This window comes from Macellibacteroides fermentans, from assembly GCF_013409575.1.
GTDB lineage: Bacteria > Bacteroidota > Bacteroidia > Bacteroidales > Tannerellaceae > Macellibacteroides > Macellibacteroides fermentans.
This window is the reverse complement of record NZ_JACCCY010000003.1, coordinates 475,041-496,446: the sequence shown is the minus strand read 5'-3', so window position 1 is coordinate 496,446 and position 21,406 is coordinate 475,041. Positions and strand designations below refer to the sequence as shown.

Annotated in this window: 16 protein-coding genes; 3 read left to right on the top strand and 13 right to left on the bottom strand. The window is 43.8% G+C overall.

Annotated elements, in window-relative coordinates:
- Positions 1–12 precede the first annotated feature (12 nt).
- Complete coding sequence (locus F5613_RS11465; protein WP_179399850.1) at positions 13–1,068, top strand: M20 family metallo-hydrolase; 1,056 nt, start codon at positions 13–15, stop codon at positions 1,066–1,068.
- Positions 1,069–1,071: 3 nt separating this feature from the next.
- Positions 1,072–2,352: a lipopolysaccharide biosynthesis protein gene (locus F5613_RS11460; RefSeq protein ID WP_179399849.1), complete on the top strand. Its 1,281-nt coding sequence runs from the start codon at positions 1,072–1,074 to the stop codon at positions 2,350–2,352.
- 53 nt (positions 2,353–2,405) lie between these two features.
- On the opposite strand, the gene F5613_RS11455 is transcribed toward F5613_RS11460, so the two are convergent.
- The 13 genes from F5613_RS11455 to F5613_RS11395 all read right to left on the bottom strand — a co-directional run bounded on the left by F5613_RS11455 (position 2,406) and on the right by F5613_RS11395 (position 16,983).
- The gene (locus tag F5613_RS11455) at positions 2,406–3,761 is read right to left on the bottom strand and encodes a murein hydrolase activator EnvC family protein (protein ID WP_179399848.1); all 1,356 of its coding nucleotides are present in this window, start codon (positions 3,759–3,761) and stop codon (positions 2,406–2,408) included.
- Positions 3,758–4,600 (bottom strand): DUF4292 domain-containing protein, encoded by an 843-nt coding sequence (locus tag F5613_RS11450; RefSeq protein ID WP_179399847.1) that lies wholly within the window; start codon positions 4,598–4,600, stop codon positions 3,758–3,760. Before F5613_RS11450 ends, F5613_RS11455 begins: the two co-directional genes overlap by 4 nt.
- A complete protein-coding gene (locus F5613_RS11445) occupies positions 4,597–6,348 on the bottom strand; it encodes a tetratricopeptide repeat protein (protein WP_179399846.1) in 1,752 nt (583 codons plus the stop codon). The genes F5613_RS11450 and F5613_RS11445 overlap by 4 nt, the downstream gene beginning before the upstream one ends.
- Positions 6,349–6,381: 33 nt before the next feature.
- Positions 6,382–6,816, bottom strand: coding sequence for a dUTP diphosphatase (gene dut / locus F5613_RS11440; protein WP_079682354.1), 435 nt, complete (start codon positions 6,814–6,816; stop codon positions 6,382–6,384).
- A gap of 40 nt (positions 6,817–6,856) precedes the next feature.
- Positions 6,857–8,692 (bottom strand): 4-hydroxy-3-methylbut-2-en-1-yl diphosphate synthase, encoded by a 1,836-nt coding sequence (locus F5613_RS11435; RefSeq protein WP_179399845.1) that lies wholly within the window; start codon positions 8,690–8,692, stop codon positions 6,857–6,859.
- 83 nt (positions 8,693–8,775) lie between these two features.
- The gene (purE, locus tag F5613_RS11430) at positions 8,776–9,282 is read right to left on the bottom strand and encodes a 5-(carboxyamino)imidazole ribonucleotide mutase (protein WP_079682356.1); all 507 of its coding nucleotides are present in this window, start codon (positions 9,280–9,282) and stop codon (positions 8,776–8,778) included.
- Positions 9,283–9,285: 3 nt separating this feature from the next.
- Positions 9,286–9,666 carry a glycine cleavage system protein GcvH gene (gene gcvH / locus F5613_RS11425; RefSeq protein ID WP_079682357.1) on the bottom strand — a complete coding sequence of 127 codons (381 nt, stop codon included), beginning with the start codon at positions 9,664–9,666 and terminating at the stop codon, positions 9,286–9,288.
- 15 nt (positions 9,667–9,681) lie between these two features.
- Positions 9,682–10,302 (bottom strand): phosphatase PAP2 family protein, encoded by a 621-nt coding sequence (locus F5613_RS11420; protein ID WP_079682358.1) that lies wholly within the window; start codon positions 10,300–10,302, stop codon positions 9,682–9,684.
- 10 nt (positions 10,303–10,312) lie between these two features.
- Complete coding sequence (gene rpoN / locus F5613_RS11415; protein ID WP_179399844.1) at positions 10,313–11,770, bottom strand: RNA polymerase factor sigma-54; 1,458 nt, start codon at positions 11,768–11,770, stop codon at positions 10,313–10,315.
- A 91-nt stretch (positions 11,771–11,861) separates the two neighbouring features.
- Positions 11,862–13,457 carry a S41 family peptidase gene (locus F5613_RS11410; protein ID WP_179399843.1) on the bottom strand — a complete coding sequence of 532 codons (1,596 nt, stop codon included), beginning with the start codon at positions 13,455–13,457 and terminating at the stop codon, positions 11,862–11,864.
- A gap of 63 nt (positions 13,458–13,520) precedes the next feature.
- Complete coding sequence (gene coaD / locus F5613_RS11405; protein ID WP_068181506.1) at positions 13,521–13,979, bottom strand: pantetheine-phosphate adenylyltransferase; 459 nt, start codon at positions 13,977–13,979, stop codon at positions 13,521–13,523.
- Positions 13,976–15,838, bottom strand: a complete 1,863-nt coding sequence (locus F5613_RS11400; RefSeq protein WP_079682361.1) for a DNA topoisomerase IV subunit B — start codon at positions 15,836–15,838, stop codon at positions 13,976–13,978. Before F5613_RS11400 ends, coaD begins: the two co-directional genes overlap by 4 nt.
- Before the next feature lie 14 nt (positions 15,839–15,852).
- A complete protein-coding gene (locus F5613_RS11395; RefSeq protein ID WP_079682362.1) occupies positions 15,853–16,983 on the bottom strand; it encodes a hypothetical protein in 1,131 nt (376 codons plus the stop codon).
- A gap of 279 nt (positions 16,984–17,262) precedes the next feature.
- On the opposite strand from F5613_RS11395, the gene F5613_RS11390 reads away from it, so the two are divergent.
- Positions 17,263–21,285, top strand: a complete 4,023-nt coding sequence (locus F5613_RS11390) for a glycoside hydrolase family 2 TIM barrel-domain containing protein (RefSeq protein WP_179399842.1) — start codon at positions 17,263–17,265, stop codon at positions 21,283–21,285.
- Positions 21,286–21,406 lie beyond the last annotated feature (121 nt).

Here is a 21,406-nt window from a genome sequence, read left to right as displayed (position 1 = left end):
TAAAACAGCAATATGGAAGCTTTTTATGATGCCTTGGATTTACTAAGCGGTATGATTCGCATTCCTTCATTTAGCCGTGAAGAAAACGATGTAGCCGATTATCTTTTTTCTCAATGGACAAAGGCTGGCCATAAAGTAAACCGCGCAGGGAATAATCTTTGGATAGTTGCTCCGGGTTTTGAATTGAGGAAACAAACCATATTGCTTAACTCCCACATAGATACGGTAAAGCCTGTAGCTGGATGGAGCAAGGATCCGTTTGCTGCCGATGCCGGTAAAGACGACCGCCTGTATGGGTTGGGAAGTAACGATGCCGGCGCCAGTGTTGTTTCATTGTATGAAGCTTTTACGATTTTAAGTAAAAAGAGCCAACCATCCAATTTGATTTTCCTAGCCTCATGTGAAGAAGAAGTTTCTGGAAAGAATGGTCTGGAATTGGCTCTTGCCGAGTTACCTCCCATTCATTTTGCAGTGGTGGGCGAACCTACGGAGATGCAACCGGCTGTTGCCGAAAAAGGATTGATGGTGTTGGATTGTATCGCTTCGGGAAAGGCTGGTCATGCTGCCAGAAACGAGGGGGTGAATGCTATTCTGTTGGCTATGAAGGATATCGAATGGTTTACTACGTATCAATTTCCAGAAAAAAGTGATTTTCTGGGCCCGGTAAAAATGTCGGTTACGGTAATTCATGCCGGAAGTCAGCATAATGTAATTCCCGATAGATGCGAATTTACGGTAGATATCCGGACCAATGAGTGCTATACGAATGAAGCATTGTTTAATCATATAAAACAACATATAGATAGTGAAGTGAAAGCCCGGTCTTTCCGATTAAACTCTTCACGAACCGAGGTTACCCATCCCTTCGTTCAAAGGGCGATCCTTTTGGGTAAAGATCCTTTTGGGTCTCCTACGTTGTCGGACCAGGCACTGATGCGGTTCCCTTCGGTCAAAATCGGACCGGGAAAGTCCTCCCGCTCGCATACAGCGGACGAATTTATTTGTCCTTCCGAAATAAGGGAGGCCATTGATACCTATATACGGTTATTAGACGGATTACAACTCTGATGCATGCTTCGTAAAATAATAGAAACCATTGGCACACGTTACCTGGTAGCTTTCCTTAATCTGATACTTCTTGTTCTCAATGCACGCGCCTTGGGAATTCATGGCGTAGGACTGATTGGGTTGGTATTGGCTGCAGTAAACATCGTAATGATGTGTAACAGTGTGCTCAGTGGAAACACTATCGTTTATTTTATGAACCGGTATCCTTCTTTTCAGGTCTTTATACCGGCCTATCTGTGGACAATTAGTATGGGAGCTTTAGCTTCTTGTATGATGTGGGTAAGCGGACTTATCCCCGAAGGGTACGGAATGCATGTCTATCTGCTATCTTTACTCCTTTCTCTTACAGCTGCCAATGCACGCTTTTTACTTGGAACAGATTGCATACGAAAATTTAATCTGACATATACATTACAGGGCGGATTGCTCTTTGTTGCTGTTCTGATTCTTTACTATGTATTTGATGTGAAAACGGTAGATGCCTATATCTGTGGGCTGTACATTGCAAATGTAACCGCATGGATAATAAGCTTACTATGGGTGATGCCTTTATTGAAGCGGGGTACATGGAACGAATTGCCATCCTTAACCTGGAATATGTTTTTGTACGGTCTTTGGGCCGGAGTTGATAACCTTGCAGAGCAATTCACCAGCCGCATTAATTACTTTTTACTGCAACGATTTAGTGGAGTTGGAAGTGTCGGCCTGTTTGATGCCGGAACCAAGGTGTCAGAAAGCGTTTGGAATATTAGCAGAAGTATTTCTTTTATCGTTTTTGGCAAAGTTGCACAAACAGAAGATGCAAATATTCAAAAGCGTATCACCATTCAGTTGGTATGGCTTACCTTGTTGGCTACTACTATTGTCATGTTGTTCGTTTTACTTATTCCGGAATTCGTATTTACATCCTGGTTGTTTGGTCAGGAATTTTCCGGTATCCGGAAAGTAATCATATGCTTGACTCCGGGGGTGATTGCCTTAGCCTGTAACAGTATATTCAGCCATTTTTTTATCGGAAGCGGAAGAGTCCGTATAAGCACAATCAGTTCATTACTAGGTCTCTCTGTGTTATTGCTGACAGGCTCACTCCTTATTCCCATATCAGGGGTTCCGGGAGCTGCTTTATCTGGAAGTGCAGCTTATCTGTCGATGCTTTCGTTTTCTATCATTCAGTTTTGCCGCATTACAAGTACCCGAGTGGGTGAATTGCTGCCTGATAAAACTGATATTACCTCCATCTGCAGAAGAATTCGGAATTTGGGTTCCCGTTCCGGACAATCCTGATCTCTTTCTTTCTCAGGCAACCGTTTGTTGCCTGATTTAATTTATGATTTGAATTAGTCCAACCAGGGGGCCGGATTTAGCTTCGTTTTTTCTTTCCAGAGTTGAAAATGCAGGATTGTTGCATTGCCATCTTCACTATCCGTAAAGATCTTCCCGATGGATTGACGGGTCGATACCCTGTCGCCGGCTTTTACATAAACCTGACTCAGGTTGCTGTAAACTGTAAGGTAATTACCATGACGGATAATTACGGAATTGTTATACCCGGGAACAACAAATACACGGGTTACCTCTCCATTAAATACGGCACGCGCATCTGCTCCGGGTGAGGTCTGGATATCAATACCGCTGTTGTTTGTACGAACATATTTCAGATCCTGGTGTTGCTGTTCACCAAAGGTGCCAACAATCGTGTGTCTGCCGGTTACAGGGTAGGGCAGGCGACCTTTATTATTGGCAAAATTATCCGATAATTTCTTTTCTTCACGGGTCATGGCATAACCGCCTTTTACATCCGCTACACGTTCCTCCCGTATGGGTTCGGGAGCTGGTACCTCTTTTTCTTCAACATATTTTTTACCTGAAGCTTCGGCTTTTCTTTTTCGCTCTTCGCGTGCAATACGAGCTTTTTCGGCACGTTCACGTTCAGCCTTTTCCCGAGCCAAGCGAGCCTCTTCTTCGGCTTTAGCAATTTCAAGAGCAATCTGCTTCTCGATTTGTTGATTTAACGCTTCGGCCTGTTGCTTCTTTTTCTTCAGTTGAGCCTGCAGATCGCGTTGTTTCTTATTAAGTTGCTGTACTTCGGTTTTCTGAGTAGACTCTTCGTTCTCCAGTTTTTTATTTTCGGTTTCCCTTACACCCAGCAAAGCCTGCTTTTCACTTCTGGTTTTTTCCAAAGTGCTGCGTTTAAGTTCTATCTCTTTCTGTTTTTCTGAAATTTCGATAGCCTGACGTTTTTGCCAGTCGGCATATTCTTTCAGATAACGCATCCGGCGAATGGACTGCGCGAAGTTGTCGGCGGACAGGATGAAGAGCAGCTTGTCTTGCGAACTTCTTCTCTTGTACATGCCACGTACAGATTTACCGTAGTTTTTCTGTTTAGTTTTAAGCTCTACTTCAAGACGACCGATTTCCCGGCGCATTCCATTTATTTGAGAATCTATTCCTCCGATCTCCTGATTCAGAATACTTATAACTTTTTTGCGCGAAAGGATTTGCTTGGAAAGCAGGTTAAGCCTGTTCAATGAGCTACGGGTTGATAATTTAGTTTCATTCAATAGTTGGCTTGTCATCTCAATTTCTTCCAGCGCTTTTTTTCGCTGATTTTCCAACTGCTTGACCCTTGCGGAATTCTGACTGAAAGCTACCAGTCCTGAAAGTAAGAATAATGCAATCCAACCGTATCTCATTTGCTTAAATTACTTAATGCTTTAATAATCTGCGCATAGGTGATGCGCGTATATTTAGAGGGAATGGTGAAATCCATTCTCACGGGAACGTCTGGTTCTATTTTATTGAAATTGAGAGTAAGACTACCCTTGTTTTCGTTGCCTGAAACTACCTGAGCTTTCATTCTCATTGGGAAAGATTGCGAATTGGCCTGCTGAAAATCGGTATAATCCCATTGAAGCTTCTGGCTTCCGGTAGCATTGGCAATCAGCGTTGATACTAATTTTTCTTCGTTATCAGCGGTAAATGTGTAGTGCAAGCCGGTCTCGTCTTTTGTTCTTAATTCCGCCAAACCTTCATTTTCAACATAAAAAAACTGAATGAATTCTTCGGGACTGATACTCTGCTTCCCTGGTAAAAACAGGTGGTTTGTAAATAATGCCTGTAGATTGTAGAAGTTGAAGTCGACCGGAGTTTCGCCCTTCAGGGATTCATAGCTTTCCAATACATAGCGTTTATTCATCCGGTCCATCATCTTTACACTGTCAATGCTGAACTCCATCCTAAAAACCTCAATACCCAGAAAAGGCTGTACTGACAACTGAAATACGCTGTCTTTAACTATCTTCATATCCACTCTGGAACTTAAGCTCTTTCCGGGTATGTTCAAGTCTGCATTCATTCTTGCCGAAAGGGTTTGGAATTGCAATGCTTTCTGTTGAACAGAAGACATAAATACTTCTTTTTCTTTAAAAATACCCTCTCTTCCGGATGTTGCTTTACGTGCTGTTTTACACCCGCTTACAAGTATAAGTGTAGCAGTAAGCAGTAAAAGTATATATTGTTTGTTCCGTTTCATTTTACAACCTCTTCAATGTAAATCTTTTCTGCAATCTTCCGGTCCAGAATTTCACTTTCCTTTCCTAGTTCTTTTGCTTTAATCCATTGTTCCACAGCTTTCTCCTTCTCTCCGCTCATGTACAGGATATCCCCGTAATGGTCGGCCAATTCCGGACTTTTGGTAGTATCTTTACTGATGGCGCTTTCAATATAAATTTTAGCCAAAGTGTAGTTGCCCTGCATAAAAAATACCCATGCGTATGTATCCAGATAGGTACTGTTATCCGGCTGCAGTTTAATGCATTGTGCACTCATACGCTCAGCTTTTTTCAAATCTTTCTTGTCCAAAGTAAGAAAATAACTGTAATTGTTAAGTACAACAATGTTTTTGTCGTTATATTTCAAGGCCTCTTCATAGGCTTCATATGCCTTTTCCTGATTTTTCATCTGATAATGGATGTCTCCTATCTGTCCGTAGAAATCGGAGATCAGGGAGGTGTTTTCTTTATCAATAATCTGAATTCCGGCCTGGTATGTTTCCAGAGCCTTCTCATATTCCTTTAACTGGTAATGGGCAATACCAAGGTAGAAATAGTATTCGGGGGCATCAGGGAACAGCTCCTGGCATTTCAGGCAAATCCGCTTTACCTCCTCCATATCGTTTGCCTTGAGAGACAGATTAAGCAACTGTTGCCAGGCACTGGCATTATCGGGTTCCATTTCAGTAACCAGTTGGAACTGGAACCGGGCCTCTTCCGTTTTTTCCTGAATCGCAAGCAGACTTCCATACATGAGTTTGAGTTGAGTCTCCTCCGGATGCTGTTCGAGTAATGTCTGAAATAATATATTGGCCCCTTCAACATCCTGCTTGTTTTGTTGCAAACGAACAATGTAACGTGAAAGGATATTCACTTTGGTTTCCACGTCCAGATCGTTATTTACCAATGCACTGCGAATCTGAGTCTCGGCGGCTTCTTTATCTCCAACCATTTCGTAGTAGTTGGCCATCGAAACTATATAATATGGATTTGCTGGATCAATCTCATGGGCTTTGTTATAGCAAAGCAGGGCTTTGTCTGTATTATTCTTTTCCAGATACAAATCTCCCATTACAATCTGGTAACGGGGTTCCATAGGATATTTTGCGGCCAGCTTTTCAATCTCTTTCATAGCCTTCTCAGGCTCATTCAACGAGTTGTAAAGCTTGTATTTTTGTATGGAGATCGCCTCATTCATACCTACACTGTTTTCCAGAGCATCGTAAGCATCAATAGCTTTTCCTATTTCTCCCTCCTGTGTAAGCGATTCGGCCAGGTAATAGTTCAGGTCCGTCTTGTCAGGAAATTTCTGAATCAGGGTTTCGTATTCAGCACTGGCATCCGAAAACATGCCTAATCCCCTGCTTACTGTGGCCAGGGCCATGCGGTAGGTGAAGTTATCCGGTGCATGATCTACCGCCTTTTGGAGCAAACCTACCGCTTTTTCAGGCTTATCCATCTCAACATAAAAAGAGGATAACTCAAATAGCACGGGTGAAGATGTAGAATCAATCTCCAGACAATGTGTAAACAAATCAAATGCCGCATCGTACTTTCCTGCGTTTTTTTGTTTTACTCCTTCATAAAAGAAATAATCCAATTTGCGCTGGATGTCGTTTCCCGGTTTCACATAAGTTGTCTGACTTTTTATTTGATTGGTTGCCGGAACCGGACTTACTGAAGCCAGAAGCATGAATATTAAGCCGGAAGGTATGATTCGTTTCAACATGTGCAAGCTTATTTTCGTATGTTCTTAATCTGATTAATGCTTTCCGGTGTGACCAAAGCCTCCGGCTCCCCTTTCGGTTTCATCCAACAATTCAACCGGCTCCCATGCAACATGTGCATGTGCAGCAATTACCATCTGGCAAATCCGTTCGCCATCCTGAACAGTAAAAGGCTCATTGGAAAGGTTGACAAGGATAACTCCGATCTCCCCTCTGTAATCGGCATCAATTGTTCCGGGGGTATTCAGAAGCGTGATGCCATGTTTAATGGCAAGACCGCTGCGGGGCCTCATCTGGGCTTCGTAACCTTCGGGCAAGGCTATAAACAGACCTGTTGGTATAAGCTTTCTCTCCAATGGATTAAGCACCACCGGTTCAGAAAGGTTTGCCCGGATATCCATCCCGGCCGAAAGAGGCGTCGCATATCCGGGAAGCGGATGATGCGACTTATTTACTATTTCTATTTTCATCTGTGCTTATTGATTAACAGGCACGAAGATACAATATTTCTCAGTTCTTCCAATCTCCGTTCTCTTTTATTAACTCAACTAAGCGTTCTACGGCCTCATTTTCAGGAATATTTTTTTGTACACACACTTTCCCTTTATATAAACTGATCCTTCCAACCCCTGCACCAACATATCCGTAGTCGGCATCCGCCATTTCACCGGGTCCGTTTACTATACAGCCCATAATACCTATTTTTAGTCCTTTGAGGTGAGAAGTTGCCTTTTTTACCTTTGCAATGGTAGTCTGCAGGTTGTAAAGCGTTCGTCCGCAACCCGGACATGAGATAAATTCGGTCTTACTGATACGCACCCTGGTAGCTTGAAGGATACCAAACATACAGTTGTCCGTTACCAGAACATTCCCATCCTGATTTATCAACATGATCCCATCGCAGAATCCATCTAAAATTAATGCCCCCAAATCGGCAGACGATTTTATTTGAAGTGTTTCTACATCCGTTTCCTTATACTCGCGGTGTAAAATAACAGGTACATCGCATCCGGAGGCCATAAGCTTATGCATAAAAGCTCGTTGAGCTCCTAATCCGTTTGCATGGTGAGAACTTAAAATTACGACCGCAGATGGGTCATTCTTTAAAATAGCAAGCATCTCTTCATTTAAATCCGCATAGGTCAGACGAATGAACTTGATTGATGCATTGTAGTTATGCATTTCTGCTGCATTGGAAGCAACAAAATAGGGGAACACATTCTCTTTTTCTTTCCATCTATGGGCATCAACAATAAACTTAATATTATATGGAAGACTATCTGGGTCTACTGCTCCCACGTAAACATAGTCGGGCTTAGCTTCTGGATTGAATTCAAAGCTTAATCCGTTGCTCCTGTCCGACACAACAACGGGAATGCCCTCACCCCCAATACCTTCTACGATCCTACTTTTTCTGCGTGCCGGTTTTATCTTGTCGAATCCCGGGGCGACAGTTCCCTCCACACTTGGAGCTCCAGCTCTTTTTTGTACATATTCTGCTAATTTACGAGCTACCGGAACTTCTGCCTCGGGCTCTTCGCTGAGTGAAACCCGTATAGTGTCGCCAATTCCATCGTGAAGCAATGTGCCTATGCCTACAGCCGATTTGATTCGTCCGTCTTCGCCGTCGCCTGCTTCCGTAACACCTAAATGCAAAGGATAAGCCATTCCCTCGGCATCCATGGTCTTAACCAACAGACGTACAGTCTGAACCATAACCACCGTGTTGGATGCTTTGATTGAGATTGCCACATTATGAAAATTTTCTTCCCGGCAGATTCTCAAAAATTCCATGCAGGAAGCTACCATGCCTTCAGGTGTATCGCCGTAACGGCTCATAATACGGTCCGATAAAGAGCCATGATTTATACCGAGTCTGATAGCGGTGTTGTGTTCCTTGCACAAATGAAGGAAAGGAATGAAGCGTTCCCGGATTTTTGCGATTCCGGCATTGTATTCCTCATCGGAGTATTCTCTGATATTAAATATCTTACTATCCACATAATTACCCGGATTGATACGTACCTTCTCCACTACCTGAGCAGCGGCATCTGCAGCTTTGGGGTTAAAGTGAATATCGGCAACAAGCGGATTTGTATATCCTCTGCGGGTGAGTTCCTGTCTTATCACACCCAGGTTCTCGGCCTCCCTGATTCCCTGAGCCGTGAACCGGACATAATCTGCTCCGGCATCGATGATGCGTATGGCTTGTTCGACACATGCATTGGTATCCAGGGTGGATACATTGGCCATTGACTGAATAAGGATGGGGTTGTTGCCACCCAGTTGTTTGTTTCCTATCTGAACAACCGACGATTGCCGGCGACTATAATTGAAATAATCCATCTGTATTATGCATTAGTGAATAACAAGGAGTCTTCTCTTTGTTAATTAACAAGGGGCAAACCTTTTGGTTCGCCCCTGATCTGTTAATTTGTTTTATAGGTGTAAGAAACCTTGGCGAGATCTTCATTCGCCTGAATGATTTTTTTCTTCAGATCCTCCTTATATTGATCCAATTTTTCCTGCAGTTTGTCATCTCCCACAGCAAGCATCTGGACAGCCAGAATACCCGCATTTAGTGATCCGTTGATTCCAACGGTTGCAACAGGAATACCCGGAGGCATCTGTACGATGGCCAGCAATGCATCCATGCCGTCGAGTGAGGCATTGATAGGTACTCCAATCACCGGAAGGGTGGTCATGGAGGCGATCACGCCACACAGATGGGCAGCCATGCCTGCAGCAGCTATTATAACCTTAATGCCGCGTCCTTTGGCATTTTTGGCAAAAGCTTCAACTTCTGCTGGCGTACGGTGCGCCGACAAAGCATGCATTTCGAAAGGAACCTGCATCTCGTCCAGGAATTTGGCAGCCTTTTCCATTACCGGAAGGTCGGATGTGCTACCCATTATTATACTAACTATCGGAGTCATTTTTTATTTAGCAATTAATTGTTCATAATCAGCTGCGGAAAGCAAGCTGTCCAATTGAGCCGCATCTGCAACAGAAATCTTAATAATCCATCCTTCTCCGTATGCATCTTCATTGATAAGCTCAGGCTTTTCTTCCAATGCACCGTTTACTTCAAGCACTTCGCCGGAAACAGGCATAAACAGATCAGAAACTGTTTTAACCGCCTCAATGGAGCCAAACACCTCTTCAATTTCGACGGTTTCACCTTCTGTCTGAACGTCAACATATACAATGTCGCCTAATTCACTTTGTGCGTAATCAGTAATACCCACATAAGCCACGTTGCCTTCAACGCGGATCCATTCATGATCCTTTGTGTACTTTAGTTCTGCAGGGAAAATCATAATTCTAGTATTTTATTAGATGAATAAATAGATATAACTCAAAATCGATGCTGTAAAGGTACAGAAAAATCCCAGTATAAAACCAGCATAAACCTGCATTGGTGTATGTCTGCCAAGAAAAATTCTGGAAGTGCCAACCAACCCGGCAATAATGAAAAGCAGGATAAAGGCCCAATAAGGATTTTGCTGATGCAGGCGGCATATTCCCATTATGGCACCGATGAGTCCGCCAATCCCCATAAGGTGGGCACTTATTTTCCAGAAAATATTGATCGCCATGCCGATAAGTAAACTAATCGCTGTTGCTCCCAGCAATACAAGAATCCATACGGGCATCATCAGTTTTAGCATAAGATAAAAACAGGCTCCTATGGATACTATAAAAATGAAATAGGGCACAAAGCGCTCCTTCCGGTCCGTCAGTTCCAAATCCCCTGCTGCTCCGCTTTTAACAAAAAGAAGAATAAAGAAACCGGGCATTACAGCCGTGCTAATAAACGCACCCCCTGCAATAACGAGCTTCATGGATAATGGATAGATGGCCAGATAGGTAAAAGACAAGGCCAATATCATTCCATACGTAACCATTAACAGCGGATGGAAAAGGATGGATGTTATGTTAGCAAATAGTTTCATTGTATCTTAATTAAATTTCTTTTCTGAGTCTGGCCACAGGCAACCCCAGTTGTTCTCTGTATTTAGCTACGGTGCGCCGGGCAATCAGATACCCTTTTTCCGTTAGTATCTTTGTGAGTTCCTCATCTGTAAGCGGTTTCCGCTTGTCTTCTCCCTCTATGCATTCCTTTAGTATTTTTTTTACTTCCCGGGTCGAAATCTCTTCTCCGGTATCCGTTTGCGTAGATTCGGAAAAAAAATACTTAAGAGGATAGATCCCAAAATTGGTTTGCACATATTTACTGTTGCTCACTCTTGAAATTGTTGAAATATCGTAGCCGCACTTTTCTGCAACGTCCTTAAGAATCATAGGACGGAGCGTTGCCTCATCCCCCGTCAGAAAGAATTCGGTCTGCAGCATGATGATGGTTTCCATAGTTCTGGTCAATGTTTCCTGACGCTGGCGTACAGCATCGATGAACCATTGGGCCGAATCAAGCTTTTGTTTTACAAACTGAACCGCATCGCGCATATCGGATGTCTGGTTTGCCTTGTTACCCGTATAATCCTGAAACATGGCGGCATAATCTTTATTGATTCGCATTTCCGGAATTCCACGGTTGTTCATCGAAAGCGTAAGTTCTCCGTTGGAAGCCTCTACTAAAAAATCGGGGATAACCTGACTAAGTACGGTGTCCATACTGTCGCCCCACGCTGCTCCGGGTTTCGGATTAAGGGATGTGATTTCGTGAATTGCTTTTTTTAAAGATTCCTCGTCAACCTGCAATCCTCTTACTATTTTATCGTAGTGCTTACGGGTGAATTCATCGAAATATTCTTTCAACACCCTTATTGCCAACTGGCAATCGCTGTTATTATTTCCTTTCTCCAGTTGAATCAGCAAACACTCCTGCAGGTTCCGGGCTGCTACGCCTACAGGTTCTAAGTCCTGAATCACCAGAAGAACCCCTTTCACCTGATCGATGGTCACCTCTTGACCCGCCTGAAAAATCAAATCGTCGGCAATCGCTTCCAGATCCCGGCGCAAGTACCCGTCATCATCTATATTGCCAATAATATATTCGGCAATCTTCATTTCTGTCTCCGGTAATTCACGCAATCCAATCTGCTGTAAAAGGAACTCGTTCAGCGACTGACTTACCGAAAATGGAATATCCTCCTTTTGTTCTGCTTTTCCTCTGATCTCCTGAAGTTTGTAATCAGGGATATCCTCCTCACTCAGGTAATCGCCTAAGGCCAGATCCGTTTCCGATTCGGACACACTCCCTTCATCGGAGAAATCTGTATCATCAGACTTTTCAAAGTCATCCTGTATCTCTCTACCTTCCTCCAGGGCCGGATTTTCTTCAAGTTCATGCTTAATGCGCTCTTCAAGCTCGATGGCCGGAAGTTCAAGAAGCCTGATTAGCTGAATCTGCTGAGGCGAAAGCTTCTGTTGTAACTTTTGTTGTAACTGTTGTTTCAACATACCTGTACTCACTCTGAATTAATGCATACGCAAATATAACCTCTTTATCCGAAAAAGCGGAGAGATAAGGCCGAATAGTAACAAATACAGCTTACTTTTTAATTCCCAGTTCCTTTTCATAGGCTGCTTTGTCGTTTATCAGCTTCAATGCCTGATTGTATATTTCGTTGTCGTCATTAATAACCTGGAAATATTCATTCATGTCAAAAAGATCGCGGGCAATCAAGGCTTTGACCTGCAACGTAATCAATGCTTTGGAACGATTGAATTCGTCTTCCTTGTAAGGTATTTTTTCGCCATTGGCAAGCGAGATCAGCTCATCAATCAACGTTTGGGGAACTTCGAACTTTTCTTTGTAGGCGGCAATCGAGTCGAATTTTTTACCTAATTCCGTTCTGTTGTGGTCGATAAAGTTCATGGCCACCCTGTTTACCAATCCAGCAGCTACCAGGTTTCTATGATAATCGGTGTAGCGGGTTGTGTCTACCGGAACAAAAACATCGGGCATGATACCGCCACCGCCATACACATCTCTCTTTGTGATCAGTGTACTGTATTTCATAGAATCGGGGAAATGGATACTGTCTGCATTCGTAAGTTCTCCGCGGTTATATCTTTCAATCAGTTCCCGGTTATACAGAGCTTTATCCCCATTTTCGTATGGTTTCTGTATACAACGACCTGTAGGCGTATAGTAGCGCGAAACAGTAAGGCGGATCATCGATCCATCGGGTAGGGGAATGGGTTTTTGAACCAATCCCTTGCCAAATGTACGTCTGCCGATGATTACACCTCTGTCCCAATCCTGTACGGCTCCGGATACAATCTCGCTGGCAGAAGCAGAAGCCTCGTCCACCAATATTACAAGCCGTCCGTTCTCAAACAATCCTTTTTTGCTGGATTTGGCATCTTCCCGTCTTTGTTTCGATCCTTCGGTATAAACAATCAGTTTATCGTCTGCCAGAAACTCATCTGCCAGATCAATCGCAATATTTAAATATCCTCCACCGTTAGACTGCAGGTCCAGAATCAGCTGCTTCATGCCTTTTTTCTGTAGTTTCTGAACGGCTTCCCTGAACTCGTCGGCTGTGGAAGCTGCAAAACGGTTTAACTTAATGTAACCTGTCTGTTTGTCGGCCATATAGGCAGCATCCAGACTATATACCGGAATCTTGCCGCGAATGATTTTAAATTCAATCAATTCCGGATTGTTTTGTCTCAAAACCTTTACCCTTACCAAGGTTCCTTTGGGGCCTCTAAGCCGTTTCATAATGTCGGGTGTTTTCATCTTAACGCCGGCTATCAAGGTATCGTTAACCGAAATAATACGATCTCCGGCCATTAGTCCCACTTTCTCGGACGGACCACCGGGGATTACCTGAATCACATATAGTGAATCAGTAAGCATATTGAACTGAATTCCTATTCCTTCAAAATTGCCCTGCAACGGCTCAGTCATCTCCTTGGTCTCTTCTTTGTCCATATAGGTGGAATGCGGATCCAGTTTTTCAAGCATACCACGTATGGCATCTTCGGCCAACTTGCCTTCGTCTACGGTATCAACGTATAAATTAGATATGGCATATAGAGCCAGGGAAAGTTTACGGGCATCCTGGTTGCTGTTCTGAGCTGTTACAGAAGTAAAGCAAAAGGCTATCAGAAAAAGGGACAATAGGTGTTGTTTCATTGTTTTATATTTATGTCAACATTGCTAAACAAGATTCCCGGCTGTACGAAACAGCCGGTATCATTAAAATAATTCGGTTTCTTTAGGAACAAATAGTGAAATATCCTTTCCGTACCGCAGCAATTCGCGAACGATACTGGAGCTGATATGTGTATGTTCCGGTTCGGTAAATAATATGAAAGTTTCAATACCGGCCAGCTTCCTGTTTACGTCGGCAATGCTTTTTTCGTATTCAAAGTCATTTACGGTACGGATACCGCGCATAATAAATTCGGCTCCCATTTCGCGGGCAAAATCCACTGTAAGCGAATTATATTGTCTTACGCTTACCCTGGGCTCGTTTTTGTATAAAGCCTGAATGGCGGCAATACGCTTTTCCAGCGAGAAGTAGGTAAGCTTCTTATCGTTTATACCGATGGAAATCACAATTTCGTCTACCAGGTTAAGCCCACGGGTAACCAGCGACTGATGTCCGATGGTAAATGGATCGAACGTTCCGGGGAAAAGCGCTATACGTTTCATACTATATCTTCTTCTACAACCAGGTTGTCAATAATAAAGTTTTGCCGTTCCATTGTGTTCTTTCCCATATAGAACTCCAGCATATCTTTCACCAGGTCTTCTTTTTTCATTGTTACCGGATCCAGACGTATGTCTTTTCCGATAAAGTTTTTAAATTCATCCGGAGATATTTCACCCAATCCTTTGAATCGGGTAATTTCCGGATTTTTTCCAACAGCAGCCATCGCTGCCAACCGTTCCTCTTCACTATAACAATAGAAGGTCTTCTGTTTGTTGCGAACCCTGAAAAGAGGTGTTTGCAGGATGTACACATGGTTCCGTTTAATCAGATCCGGAAAGAACTGCAGGAAGAATGTGATCAGCAATAAACGGATATGCATCCCGTCCACATCGGCATCGGTTGCAATAATCACTTTATTGTAGCGTAAACCTTCCAGTCCGTCTTCTATATTCAACGCAGCTTGCAAAAGATTGAATTCCTCATTTTCGTAAACGATCTTTTTAGTGAGGCCAAAACTATTAAGCGGTTTTCCTCTTAAGCTGAATACGGCCTGCAGATTCGGATCCCGGCTTTTGGTGATGGAGCCACTGGCAGAATCACCCTCAGTTATGAATATGCAGGTTTCCTCTGTTAAGTCACCTTTCGGATCGTTCAGGTGGATACGGCAATCCCTTAGTTTCTTGTTGTGCAGATTAGCTTTTTTTGCTCTTTCCCTGGCCAGTTTAGTTACACCGGCAATGGCTTTGCGCTCTTTTTCGCTTTCCAGAATCTTCCGAAGCAATGCATCTGCCGTTTCGGCATCTTTGTGCAGGTAATTGTCAAGTTCCTTTTTCAGGAAGTCACCGATAAATTTGGCAACGGTTGGTCCACCCGGTCCGATATCCCTTGAACCCAGCTTTGTTTTCGTCTGACTTTCAAAAACCGGTTCTTCCACCTTGATACTGATAGCCGCCACAATTCCCGAACGAATATCCGAGTAATCGAAATTCTTGGAGTAAAATTCCTTGATCACACGGCTTACCGCCTCCCTGAAAGAAGATAGGTGAGTACCACCCTGGGTAGTATGCTGACCGTTTACAAACGAATAATATTCTTCGCCGTACTGATTGCTATGGGTGATCACCACTTCGATATCTTCTCCTTGCAGATGGATAATCGGATAAAGAGGATCGGTGGTCATATTCTCATTGAGCAGATCCACTAAACCATTTTTGGAATGAAACTTTTTCCCGTTGTATATAATGGATAGTCCGGAATTCAGAAAAACATAGTTCTTCAGCAAAGATTCGATGAATTCGCTTTTGTATTCGTATTCCCTGAAAATTTCTTTGTCGGGAACAAAATAAACCAGTGTACCGTTGGCTTCGCTGGTCGGCATAATGTCCGACTCTTCTGTAACCACGGCCTTGCTATATTCCACCCGTTTGCATTCTCCGTCCCGGTGACTTGTTATCAGGAAGTAGCTGCTCAGAGCGTTAACGGCTTTGATACCCACTCCATTCAACCCTACCGACTTTTTAAATGCCTTACTGTCGTATTTGGCACCGGTGTTCATCTTGCTTGAAACATCTATAACCTTTCCCAGAGGAACACCCCGGCCGTAATCCCTTACAGAAACGGCTCCCTCTTCTACGGTAACCTCGATAGATTTACCGTATCCCATCATATACTCATCGATAGAGTTATCCAGCACCTCCTTCAATAATACATAAATACCATCGTCTGCATAACTACCATCTCCCAGTTTGCCAATATACATCCCGGGCCGGCGGCGGATATGCTCCATCCAGTCCAGCGTGCGGATATCGTCTTCGTTATACGCAGTAAGCTGTTGTATTGTTGAATTCAGTTCATTCATAGTCTGTCTCTCTCTTATTTTAACTCTTTTATAAATGCACGTCTTGTTTTGTGATGCTCACGTTTGAAATAATCCCATTGAGCCTGAACAGCGCTGTTGGTCTCCAGTTCCGGATTACTTTCTCCGTACTCTACCCCCAGACTTCTGTAAATTGGAATCAGGTCGTTAAATATCAACGCATTTACACCTTTGTTCTGATATTCGGGCAACACCCCGATCAGGTAAAGATCCACAACTTTAGGTTTTGTCTTCAATGCTTTAAGCAGGTGGATAAACCCGAAAGGAAACAGACTTCCTTTTGCCTTTTTCATGGCTTCGGACAGGCTGGGCAGGGTAATGCCAAAACCGATCACCGCATCATCGGCTTCACGAATTATCAAAGTAACCAAGTCCAGACGGAGCATGGGGATATACATTTTTACATAATAATCGATCTGCTTTTGCGTAAGCGGAACAAAGCCATACAGGGGCGTATACGCCTTGTTAAGCGTATCGAATATTTGTTGAACGTAAGGCATAATGTCTTTGGTTCTGGTAAATTTCATCACCTTTAAACCATGTTTCGCCTTTACAATTTCGGCAATACGTTCGTGTTTCTCCGGAGTCTTTTCCGGAATATAGATTTTGAACTCGTGCCAGTCCTGATCTTTCACATATCCCAGCCGTTCAAGATGCACCGGATAATAAGGATAGTTGTAAATTGTAGCCATGGTAGCCAACTGATCAAATCCTTCAACAAGCATACCTTCCTGATCCAGATCGGTAAATCCCATCGGTCCGTGCACGGCATTCATCCCTTTGCTTTTGGCCCAGTTCTCCACAGCTGCAAAAAGGGCATCAACCACCTCCTTGTCATCGATGAAATCTACAAAGCCAAACCGGGCATGGTTTTGTTTCCAGATCTCGTTGCTTTTCCGGTTTATAATACCCGCAATACGGCCCACAATCCTGTTGTCGCGTAACGCCAGAAAATAGATTGTTTCACAAAGCTCAAAAGCCGGATTTTTATCCCGGCTTAAAGTAACCATCTCCTCTTCAATTATTCCGGGCACATGGTAAGGACAATCCTTATATAACTCTATGTTGAACTTAACAAACTGCTTAAGCTCCTTCTTGCTTTTAACTTCTTTAATTTCTACGCTCATCCGTTCGTACGTGTTTGACTGGCAAATGTAAACATTTATTTCAAAAGCAAGTGAAACAGATTGAAAGAAAAGCAATATGACTCATGCAGACTCTGCTTAGCTATCTTGCTAACATTCTTTAGATTCGGGGTAGGAATTTTTGTATTTTTATTATCTTTGTCGACAAATAATTTAAACGTTATAACATGCTGCAATGATAGCTGAATACGTTTAGATACGCCGGAAAGAAACAAATTAGTGGAAAAACTAAATTTTATAAACAACAAAACACAAAAAATCATGCGTAAAATCACATTTGGTCTTTTGCTGTGCAGCTTTGCCCTGCAAAGCTTCGCGGTACATCCACCATTGGCGGGGTTTAATTACGGAACGCAGTCTGCTCCTGCAGGCGACGAATGGCAATCTCCCGAGAATTTATCTTTGAACAAGGAGCAGCCGCGAGCCTACTTCTTTTCATTTCAGGACCGGGAAAGTGCCCGTAAGGTATTACCCGAAAACAGCAGCTACTGGCAATCACTTAACGGAAACTGGAAATTTAACTGGGCGCCCGATCCGGATTCTCGCCCGAAGGATTTTTACCGGACGGACTACAACGCCACTACGTGGGATAATATTCAGGTGCCTTGCAGCTGGAACATCGTTGGAATACAAAAAGACGGAACGCTCAAATACGGGGTGCCTATTTATGTAAATCAGCCGGTAATATTCCAGCACAGCGTGAAAGTGGACGATTGGCGTGGTGGAGTGATGCGTACACCGCCTGCAAACTGGACCACCTTCAAACACCGTAACGAGGTAGGTTCTTTCCTTCGTGATTTTGAAATTCCTCAAAACTGGGATGGCCGGGAAGTGTTTATCAGTTTCGACGGCGTTGATTCTTTCTTCTATCTGTGGATTAACGGTCAATATGTAGGCTTTTCCAAAAACTCACGCAATACAGCCAACTTCAATATCACCAAATACCTCCGTAAGGGAAAAAATATAATTGCTGCAGAAGTATACCGCAGTTCGGACGGCTCATTCCTTGAAGCTCAGGATATGTTCCGCTTGCCGGGAATCTTCCGCACGGTTGCACTTTATTCGACACCCAAACTACAAGTGCGCGACCTTAATGTGATTCCGGATTTGGACAATACCTATACCAACGGATCTCTTGCTATCAGTGCAGATATCCGGAACTTGGGGAATAAAAAGGCAAAAGGATATAAGCTGGTCTACTCGCTGTATGCAAACAAACTGTATTCGGACGATAATACGTTGGTATCCGAAGCTACCGCAACTGCCAGCATCCCTGTAGTGGAAGCCTCTCAGCAGGCCGATGCCCAAAAAGTAGTGATGCAGGTGCAGAACCCTAATAAGTGGTCGGCCGAATTCCCTTACCGCTATACGTTGGTTGCCGAACTGAAAGACGCAAAGAATAAAACCGTCGAAACTGTTTCAACCATTGTTGGCTTCCGTGAAGTTGAGATAAAAGACACACCGGCGTCTGAAGATGAATTCGGCTTGGCCGGACGATATTATTACGTAAACGGTAAAACCGTAAAATTAAAAGGGGTTAACCGTCACGAAACCAATCCGGGTGTTGGTCATGCCATTACCCGCAAGATGATGGAAGACGAAATTATGTTGATGAAGCGCGCCAATATCAACCACGTGCGTAACGCCCACTATCCGGATGATCCTTATTGGTATTTCCTTTGTAACAAGTACGGAATATATCTGGAAGACGAGGCAAACATTGAATCGCATCAATATTATTATGGAGCTGCCTCCCTTTCTCATCCGGTAGAATGGAAAAATGCCCATGTGGCCCGTGTTATGGAGATGGTACACAGTAACATCAACAATCCTTCCATCGTAATCTGGTCGTTGGGTAACGAAGCCGGACCGGGTAACAACTTTGTAGCCGCTTACGATGCTTTGAAAAAGGTTGACCTTTCCCGTCCGGTTCAGTACGAGCGTAATAACGATATCGTGGACATGGGCTCCAATCAGTATCCTTCAATCGGATGGATGCGCGGAGCGGTAAAAGGAACATACAATATCAAATATCCGTTTCACGTTTCGGAATATGCCCATTCCATGGGAAATGCCTGTGGAAACCTGGTTGATTACTGGGAAGCAATCGAGTCGACCAACTTCTTCTGCGGTGGAGCTATCTGGGACTGGGTGGATCAATCCATGTACAATTACGATAAGGAAACCGGAAAGAGATACCTTGCTTATGGAGGCGACTTTGGTGATACCCCCAACGATGGTCAGTTTGTGATGAATGGAATTGTTTTTGGCGATCTGGAGCCGAAGCCACAATACTATGAAGTAAAGAAAGTATATCAGCACATCGGAATTACAGCGAAAGATATTCGGAAGGGCGAATTCGAGATTTTCAATAAATATTATTTCAAGGATCTATCGGATTACGATGTAAAATGGTCGCTTTACGAAAACGGAAAAGAGGTTCAACAAGGTAATGTAAGTCTTGGCGAGGTTGCACCCCGTACCAAAACCACGGTATCGTTGCCATACCGTTTCGATAATCTGAAGGAAAGTGTAGAATACTTTGTAAAGATACAGTTCCTGCTGAATAAGAACATGCCTTGGGCAGCCAAGTCGTTTGTGCAGGCAGAAGAGCAGATTCAGGTTAAAGAGGCCGTAAACCGTCCAAGTATTTTGGAAGTTACAGGTAAGGCGGGAGCCATTCGCTTCATTGATTCTCCAACGGACATAAAAACGGTGAAGGGCGATCATTTTGAAGCCAAGTTTGATGCATCTACCGGAACATTGTATAGCCTTACTTACGGAAACGAGACAGTGATTGAAGAGGGTAAGGGTCCGAAACTGGATGCCTTGCGTGCATTTGTAAATAACGACAACTGGTTCTATTCACAATGGTTCGACCGCGGTTTGCATAACCTGGTACATAAAGCAACCGGTATGAATGTAAATGTAAAGGAGAATGGAACCGTAGTGCTTTCGTTTACGGTTGAATCGCAGGCTCCCAACGCAGCGAAAATTCATGGAGGAACAAGTTCCGGCAAGAACCGTATCGAGGAGCTGACCGACAAAATCTTTGGGGCAGACGACTTTAAGTTTACCACCAATCAGATCTGGACGGTTTACAAAGACGGTTCGGTGGAATTGCAATCCAGCATCACCTCTAACCAACCGGCACTTGTATTGCCTCGTTTGGGTTATGTAATGCAGGTTCCTCAGCAATACAAACATTTTAATTATTACGGACGAGGACCAATCGATAATTACGCCGACCGTAAAAGCGGACAGTTCATCGAGCAGCATACCAATACTGTGGAAGGCGAGTTTGTAAACTTCCCCAAACCTCAGGATATGGGTAATCACGAAGATGTACGTTGGTGTGCACTCACCAACGATGCCGGTAATGGAGCCGTATTTGTTGCAACCGACCGCTTATCGGTTTCCGCACTTCCCTATTCTGCCAAAGATCTTATCCTTGCATCGCATCCGTATCAATTGCCTCCGGTGGGAGATACCTATCTGCATCTTGATCTGGCTGTAACAGGCTTGGGAGGAAACAGTTGCGGACAAGGAGCTCCGTTGCCCGACGACCGTGTCAATGCTGCACATCATACCACCGGATTTATTATCCGTCCGGCTGGAAAAGATCTGGCTCAGACTGCCCAGGTGGCTCCTGCAGGAGACATTCCGCTCAGCATCATTCGCGACGGAGCAGGCCAGGTAACGCTTACCTCTTCTAAAAAAGATGCCGTAATCTGCTATACTGTAGACAAAAATAAAGCTAAAGAATACACAGAACCCATTGCCCTTCGCAACGGAGGAAAGGTAACAGCCTGGTTTAAAGATACGCCAGCCAATAAGATCAGCAGCACCTTCACAAAGATAACCAATATCCAGACAAACGTGATTTATGCAAGCAGTCAGGAAGCTGGCGAAGGAGATGCCAAGAACCTGACCGACGGAGATCCGAATACCATCTGGCATACCATGTATTCTGTGACCGTAGCTAAACATCCTCACTGGGTGGATCTGGACTGTGGAGAGATAAAGACCATCAAAGGATTTACGTACCTTCCGCGTCAGGGTGGAGGCAATGGCAACGTGAAGGATTATACCATCCATGTAAGTGTGGACGGGAAGGAGTGGGGCGAACCAATCCATAAAGCAGCGTTCGAAAACAATGCTGCCGAAAAGAAAGTAACCTTCAGCAAACCTGTTAAAGCCCGTTATATACGCTTTACTGCGTTAAGTGAACAAAGGGGACAGGATTATGCCACCGGTGCCGAAATTACAATTCAAGCCGAATAGGAACAACCTATCCTGAAATAACCCGAAAGGGGATGTCTGCCAAGGCATCCCCTTTCTTTTTTATACGAATTATATCCGGACATACATCCAATCCATTTATTTTGTATTTTTGATGCAGGAG

Excerpts from the sequence above, each read along its gene's own strand:
- F5613_RS11465 (WP_179399850.1), top strand. The coding sequence starts at position 13 with ATGGAAGCTTTTTATGATGCCTTGGATTTACTAAGCGGTATGATTCGC.
- F5613_RS11460 (WP_179399849.1), top strand. The coding sequence starts at position 1,072 with ATGCTTCGTAAAATAATAGAAACCATTGGCACACGTTACCTGGTAGCT.
- F5613_RS11455 (WP_179399848.1), bottom strand. The coding sequence starts at position 3,761 with ATGAGATACGGTTGGATTGCATTATTCTTACTTTCAGGACTGGTAGCT.
- F5613_RS11450 (WP_179399847.1), bottom strand. The coding sequence starts at position 4,600 with ATGAAACGGAACAAACAATATATACTTTTACTGCTTACTGCTACACTT.
- F5613_RS11445 (WP_179399846.1), bottom strand. The coding sequence starts at position 6,348 with ATGTTGAAACGAATCATACCTTCCGGCTTAATATTCATGCTTCTGGCT.
- dut (WP_079682354.1), bottom strand. The coding sequence starts at position 6,816 with ATGAAAATAGAAATAGTAAATAAGTCGCATCATCCGCTTCCCGGATAT.
- F5613_RS11435 (WP_179399845.1), bottom strand. The coding sequence starts at position 8,692 with ATGGATTATTTCAATTATAGTCGCCGGCAATCGTCGGTTGTTCAGATA.
- purE (WP_079682356.1), bottom strand. The coding sequence starts at position 9,282 with ATGACTCCGATAGTTAGTATAATAATGGGTAGCACATCCGACCTTCCG.
- gcvH (WP_079682357.1), bottom strand. The coding sequence starts at position 9,666 with ATGATTTTCCCTGCAGAACTAAAGTACACAAAGGATCATGAATGGATC.
- F5613_RS11420 (WP_079682358.1), bottom strand. The coding sequence starts at position 10,302 with ATGAAACTATTTGCTAACATAACATCCATCCTTTTCCATCCGCTGTTA.
- rpoN (WP_179399844.1), bottom strand. The coding sequence starts at position 11,770 with ATGTTGAAACAACAGTTACAACAAAAGTTACAACAGAAGCTTTCGCCT.
- F5613_RS11410 (WP_179399843.1), bottom strand. The coding sequence starts at position 13,457 with ATGAAACAACACCTATTGTCCCTTTTTCTGATAGCCTTTTGCTTTACT.
- coaD (WP_068181506.1), bottom strand. The coding sequence starts at position 13,979 with ATGAAACGTATAGCGCTTTTCCCCGGAACGTTCGATCCATTTACCATC.
- F5613_RS11400 (WP_079682361.1), bottom strand. The coding sequence starts at position 15,838 with ATGAATGAACTGAATTCAACAATACAACAGCTTACTGCGTATAACGAA.
- F5613_RS11395 (WP_079682362.1), bottom strand. The coding sequence starts at position 16,983 with ATGAGCGTAGAAATTAAAGAAGTTAAAAGCAAGAAGGAGCTTAAGCAG.
- F5613_RS11390 (WP_179399842.1), top strand. The coding sequence starts at position 17,263 with ATGCGTAAAATCACATTTGGTCTTTTGCTGTGCAGCTTTGCCCTGCAA.